The sequence below is a fragment of the Sphingomonas sp. 10B4 genome, from assembly GCF_035019905.1.
GTDB classification, from domain to species: domain Bacteria; phylum Pseudomonadota; class Alphaproteobacteria; order Sphingomonadales; family Sphingomonadaceae; genus Sphingomonas; species Sphingomonas glacialis.
Map to the genome: position 1 here is coordinate 1 of NZ_JASJVC010000216.1, position 397 is coordinate 397.

1 protein-coding gene is annotated in these 397 nt (G+C 45.8%); it reads left to right on the plus strand.

Annotated features, from left to right (window positions below; all coding sequences use genetic code 11):
* A partial coding sequence (locus QN347_RS19530) for a hypothetical protein (protein WP_323494360.1) occupies positions 1-397 on the plus strand: 397 nt, incomplete at both ends.

The following is a 397-nucleotide window of genomic DNA, read 5'->3' on the forward strand; positions in this document are numbered from 1 at the left end:
GGTCGAAGGTGGGCGCGGATATATTTTATTTAAAGCCTTGTTCAATACGTCGTCACCATCAGCTGATTATTTCACTCGGCAACAGCAGGCGACCCGTTTAGTGTCTCTGCTGATCAGTGCTAAGAATTTACTTCATGCAGATGAATTGCCGCCATCGAATATGACAATGCGGCTTTTTCACAAACAGTATCAGCCTGACGACGTAAGCGGACAGATTTACGCGTTAAATGAAATGAAGAAGTCATCGGTTGAACGGCATCTCTTACCGCTATTCACCTACGAACATGCTATTCCTAGCGAATTCCAACCGTTTTTATTTGAAACACAAAGGCAGATCGGCTGGGAAGTGTTTCGACTCTCCGGCTTGGTGGTTTCTGCCTGTGTGACCTTGTTGCTG